Consider the following 5497-nt stretch of genomic DNA (forward strand, 5'->3'; position numbering starts at 1 on the left):
AAGGCACGCGCAATGGCGATACGCTGCTGCTGGCCGCCCGACAAATGGCGAGGCCAGGCATCGGCTTTATGGCGCAAGCCCACCACATCGAGCAACTCACCGGCGCGATCAATCGCTTCACGGCGCGACAGCTGACGATGCGCAATCGGCGCTTCAATCAGGTTATCCAGCACCGTCAGATGCGGGAACAGATTGAAGTTCTGGAACACGTAGCCAACGTTGATGCGCTGACGCAGAATCGCCTGCTCTTTCAGCTCATACAGTTTGTCGCCGCGCCGCTGATAACCGATGTAATCGCCATCGATCTGGATATAACCTTCATCGACGCGCTCCAGATGGTTAATGGTGCGCAGCAGCGTCGATTTACCTGAGCCGGAAGGCCCGAGAATCACCGTCACCGACCCCGGTTCCAGCTCCAGCGACACATCATCCAGCGCTTTCAGTTTGCCGAACGACTTGCTCACGCCGGTGATGCTAATGGCGCCAGCGCTATGCAGATTGCGGTAATCAATGGCTTCGGACATGGGAAAGCTCCTCGGTTGAAGGTTTGGCGCTGCGGTTACGCCATTGACGCCAGCGCGACGGCTGCGGTTCACGGGTGACGCTGCGCGCCAGCCAGCGCTCAACGCTGTGTTGCAGCAGTGACAATACGGTGGTGATAATCAGATACCAGGCCGCGCCGACCATCAGCAGCGGAATCACCTGCTGCGTGCGGTTGTAGATCATCTGAATGGTGTAAAACAGTTCCGGCATCGCCAGCACATAAACCATCGAAGTGCCTTTGGCGAGGCTGATGATTTCATTAAAGGTGGTGGGAATAATCGCGCGCAGCGCCTGCGGCAGAATGATGCGGAAGGTGCGACGCGTGGAGGACAATCCCAGCGCCGACGCTGCTTCAAACTGGCCGTGATCGACACCCAAAAAACCGCCGCGAATGATTTCGGCGCTGTAGGCGCTCTGCACCAGCGTCAAACCAATCACTGCCGCCGGGAACTGGCCGAGCACGTTGATGGTCTGGAAGTGGCCCCACGACAGCGCGGTAAACGGAATGCCGAGCGACAGCGTGTCGTACAGATAGGAGAAGTTGTAGAGGATGATCAGCACCACAATCAGCGGCAGCGAGCGGAACAGCCAGATATAGCCGAACGCCAGCGTGCTGAGCAGCCACGATGACGAGAGGCGCGCCAGCGCCAGCAAGCCGCCAAAAATCAGGCTGAGGAGGGTGCCAAACAGCGTCAGTAGCAGCGTTTGCCCTAAACCGCTGAGGATCACCGGATCAAAAAACCATTTGGCGAACACGTCCCATTCCCAGCGCGGATTGAAAGCAACCGAATCAATCACGCTGGCCAGAATAAACAGTGCGACAATCGCGCCGACGGTACGTGCCGGATAACGCGCCGGCACCACGGTTAAACGTTGTAGTTCATTACTCATGGCAACTCCTTAGCTGGCCTGCGCCACGCTATGCACATCAATCACTTTCAGGAAGCGCAAGCGTCCATCGTGTGGCGGCTGGCTGTAGACTTCCATATCCTCCAGCAGCTCAAACTGCGGCTGATAACCGTGGCCGATATACAACTTCACCGCTTCCGGCTGGCGGAAACCGGTGGTGAGAAACACGCGCTGGTAGCCTGCACGCAGCGCGCGACGCTCCAGTTCCTGCAGAATCAGCAGCGCCAATCCCTGACGTCGTAGATCGCTGCGCGTCCAGATGCGTTTAAACTCGGCGGTCACCGCGTCATAAGGTTTGTACGCGCCCATCGCGATGATCTCGCCGTCACGCTCCAGCACGATAAACAGCCCGCGCGGCGGCAAATACCATTCAGTCAGCTCAACCTCTTTTTTGCTGGTGAAGAACGCGCCGTAGCGTGCGGTGTATTCACCAAACAGCCCGGTCAAAATCGGTTGCAGCTCAGGCGCTTCCGGTGACACTTCGCGGAACAGTTGCTCGCTCATGCGGCCTCCTTAATCGCCCAATCCGGCCGGATTGATTTCTGAACTGTCGATACGCTCAACGCCTTCACCCCAGCGCTTCAGCACCTTGTCGTAATCGCCATTTTTGATTACGCCATTCAGCGCGGTGTTGATCGGCTGCACCAGGCCGCCATCTTTCTTCACCGTCACCGCGATGTGCGCCGCTTTCGGCCAGCCACCATCAACGCTGCCAACCAAACGCGTCTGCTTAGTCAGCGCCGCTTTCCATGCGCCAATCACGTTCGGACCAAAAAAGGCATCGGCGCGACCGGACTGCAGCGCCAGCGTTTGTGCCGCATCGTCTTTGGTATACACCGGCGTAAACGGCTTCAAACCTTTGGCCTGATTCTCTTTATCCCACGCCAGCAGGATTGATTCCTGATTGGTGCCAGAGCCGACGATAATGCGCAGCCCGGCGATATCTTCCGCCTTGGTGATTGCCTTAATCGGGCTGCTGGATTTGACGTAAAAGCCGAGTGAATCTTTGCGATAGGTGGCGAAATCGAAGCGCTCTTTGCGTTCTTTGGTGACGGTGACGTTACTGATCGCCGCATCGTATTTGCCCGATGCCACGCCCAGCGGCCAGTCTTCCCACGAGGTGGGCACCACGTTGAGTTTCAAACCCAGGCTGTCGGCGACTAAGCGGGCGATATCCACTTCGCTGCCGAGCAGGGTTTTGTTGTCATCACTGAATACGGTTAATGGCGGCGAGTTCAGCGCGGCCACCGCCACGGTGAACTCGCCCGGCACGGCGAAGCGATGTCCGGCTGGGATCTGTGCGACTGCGGCTGCATTCTTCGCGGTATTGATCGGCGTTTTGTTGGCTTCAACACTGACGTTCTGACCGTTCACCGCCACATCTTCGGCGAATACAGCGCTGCTCATGCCCAGCAACAGCAGCGCGATAAGGGATTTTTTCTGCATAGCGTTTTTTCTCGTGTTTTATTTTTGTGTGTATTGATTAACCGGATCTTTCAAACCAAAGCTGACGCGCAGCGTGGTGCCGGGGTATTCGCTGCGGGTTAAACCGCGCGCTTGCAGAATCGGTACCACGCGATCGACAAAGCGTTCGAAGGTATCTGGCGTGCCGCCCTGAATGATGAAGCCATCGGTGGCTTCGCTCTCAAACCACAGCTGCAAACCGTCGGCCACCTGCTCTGGCGTACCGTGAAACAGCGGACGCGGCGTCGCGGCTTCCAGCGCAGCCTGACGCAGCGTATGGCCATGCTCGCGCGCCTTGCGTTTGATTTCGTCGGTGGTGCTGCGGAAGCTGTTTTGCCCGATATCGCCGAGTTCAGGGAATGGCTCATCCAGCGGATATTGTGAGAAGTCGTGATGATCAAAGAAGCGACCGAGATAGTTGAGCGCATCTTTGATGGAAACCAGCGCAGCGGTGGTTTGATACTGCTGCTCCACATCTTCCGCACTGTCGCCCACAATCACGCCGACACCTGGAAAATGTGCAGATCGCCCGGCTCGCGGCCATTCGCTACCAGCTGTTTTTTCACATCGCGGTAGAACTCCTGCGCCTCTTCGCGTGTTGGCTGGTGGGTAAAGATGGCGTCTGCGTGTTTAGCGGCCAGCTTGCGGCCATCTTCCGATGCGCCCGCCTGGAACACCACCGGACGTCCTTGCGGCGTGCGTTCGATATTCAGCGGCCCTTGCACCTGGAAGAAATCGCCGTGGTGATTCAGCGTGTGCAGCTTCTCGGGATCAAAGAACTGGCCGCTCTCCTTATTACGCACAAAAGCATCGCCTTCCCATGAATCCCACAGCCCTTTCACCACTTGCAGATACTCATCAGCGATGCGATAGCGCAGCGCGTGTTCCGGATGCTGCTGGCGCGAGAAGTTTTTCGCCGATCCCTCCAGCGGCGAGGTCACTACGTTCCAGCCCGCACGACCGCCGCTCAGATGATCGAGGCTGGCAAACTGACGCGCCACGGTGAACGGCTCGCTGTACGAAGTGGAAACCGTGCCAACCAAACCGAGATGTTCGGTGACGCCCGCCAGCGCCGACAGCAAGGTCAGCGGCTCGAAGCGATTGAGGAAGTGAGGAATCGATTTTTCGTTGATGAACAGGCCATCGGCAACAAACAGGAAATCCAGCTTGCCCGCTTCCGCCTTGCGCGCAATGTGTTTGGCGTAATCAAAATTGATGCTGGCGTCCGCCAGAGCCGCCGGATGACGCCACGCGGACATGTTGCCGGATGCGCCATGCAGAATGGTGCCCAATCGCAGTTGTCTTGCAGTCATAATGTTCTCTCTTTTGCCAAAGCGCAGCCTGACGGCGACATCGTGTCGCCGTGCAGAATCGGAATGAAATCAGTGAATCGAGCTAGTTCAGAATGGCGTCACGACATCGCGCGTTGAGGTGCTGCAACGCTTGCTGAGCCAGTTGGGTAAAGTAGTGTGCAGCGGGGGCAATCAGCGCTTCATCGGGGTTGAAGCCGCCATGATGCAGACCAAATTCGCTCGCGCTGCCAATGCTGACAAACGCGCCGGGGATCTGCTGTAAGTAGTAAGCGAAATCTTCGCCGCCGAGGTGCAGCTCAGCGGTCTGCACGCGGTAACCCGCCTGCTGCGCCACGTTGCTGGCAAACTGCGCCCAACGCGCATCGTTCTCCAGCACCGGCGGACCGGGATGCCAGCTAAAGGTGGCGCTGGCACCGTTGGCGGCGGCGATGTTCTGCACCAGCGTGCGGGCGCGCTGCTCCAGCTCAGCGCGCACCTGTTTGTCGTGGGTGCGCACCGTACCGCCAAATTCGGCCTCGCCGGGCAGCACGTTCCAGGTTTTACCGGCGTCGATGCGCGTGACGCTGAGCACCAAGCTGTCCAGCGTGTTGAAGCTGCGGCTGGTCAGCGATTGCAGCGCCTGAATGATCTGGCTGGCGACCACAATGCTGTCCACGCCCTCTTCAGGATGCGCGGCATGCGCGCCTTTGCCGGAAACGCGCACGATAAATTTATCCGCATTGGCGTAAAACGCGCCGCCGCGTGTGGCGAAGGTGCCGGTCGGCAAACCGGGTTCATTGTGCATGCCGAAAATCGCCTGCACCCCGTCCAGCACGCCCGCATTGATCAACTGGCGTGCGCCAGTGGCGTTCTCTTCCGCCGGTTGGAACAGAATACGAATGCGGCCCGGCAATTGATCTTCAACGGCTTTCAGCTGCAAGGCTGCGCCGAGCATTACGGCGCTGTGAACGTCATGACCGCAGGCGTGCATCACGCCGCTATTGCGCGAACGGAAAGCCAGTCCGGTGGCTTCGTGAATCGGTAGCGCATCGATATCGGCACGCAGCGCAATCAGCGTGTCGCCGCGCCCCACTTCTACGATCACGCCGGTTTCCAGCGGGTAATCCAGCAGACGCAAACCGGCGTCCTGTAACCAGCGGCGCAGGCGCGCGGTGGTTTCGACTTCGCGACCGGATAACTCCGGCCAGCTGTGCAGCTCACGTCGCCAGTCAATCAGCTGATGTTCGCTAAATTGCGTCATACCTGCCTCCGTAAGCAGCAAATCAAGC

5 protein-coding genes and 1 pseudogene are annotated in these 5497 nt (G+C 58.5%); all 6 read right to left on the minus strand.

What is annotated here, in order from left to right; genetic code table 11:
• Window positions 1-524: ATP-binding cassette domain-containing protein (locus RTY00_RS18770; RefSeq protein ID WP_312665454.1), on the minus strand; the 524-nt coding region annotated here is incomplete at its 3' end.
• Entirely contained in the window at window positions 508-1434 is a 927-nt protein-coding gene (locus RTY00_RS18775; RefSeq protein ID WP_312665456.1) for an amino acid ABC transporter permease, read from the minus strand. The genes RTY00_RS18770 and RTY00_RS18775, both read right to left, overlap by 17 nt.
• A 9-nt stretch (window positions 1435-1443) precedes the next feature.
• On the minus strand, window positions 1444-1956 hold the full coding sequence (locus RTY00_RS18780; RefSeq protein ID WP_312665457.1) for a GNAT family N-acetyltransferase: 513 nt from the start codon (window positions 1954-1956) through the stop codon (window positions 1444-1446).
• A 9-nt stretch (window positions 1957-1965) separates the two neighbouring features.
• On the minus strand, window positions 1966-2898 hold the full coding sequence (locus RTY00_RS18785) for an ABC transporter substrate-binding protein (RefSeq protein WP_312665459.1): 933 nt from the start codon (window positions 2896-2898) through the stop codon (window positions 1966-1968).
• An 18-nt stretch (window positions 2899-2916) separates the two neighbouring features.
• A pseudogene (locus RTY00_RS18790) lies at window positions 2917-4229 on the minus strand (LLM class flavin-dependent oxidoreductase).
• An 82-nt stretch (window positions 4230-4311) separates the two neighbouring features.
• Complete coding sequence (locus RTY00_RS18795; RefSeq protein ID WP_312665460.1) at window positions 4312-5469, minus strand: amidohydrolase; 1158 nt, start codon at window positions 5467-5469, stop codon at window positions 4312-4314.
• Window positions 5470-5497 lie beyond the last annotated feature (28 nt).

Origin of the sequence: Pantoea sp. CTOTU49201 (assembly GCF_032054795.1) — a bacterium.
GTDB classification, from domain to species: Bacteria; Pseudomonadota; Gammaproteobacteria; order Enterobacterales; family Enterobacteriaceae; genus Pantoea; species Pantoea symbiotica.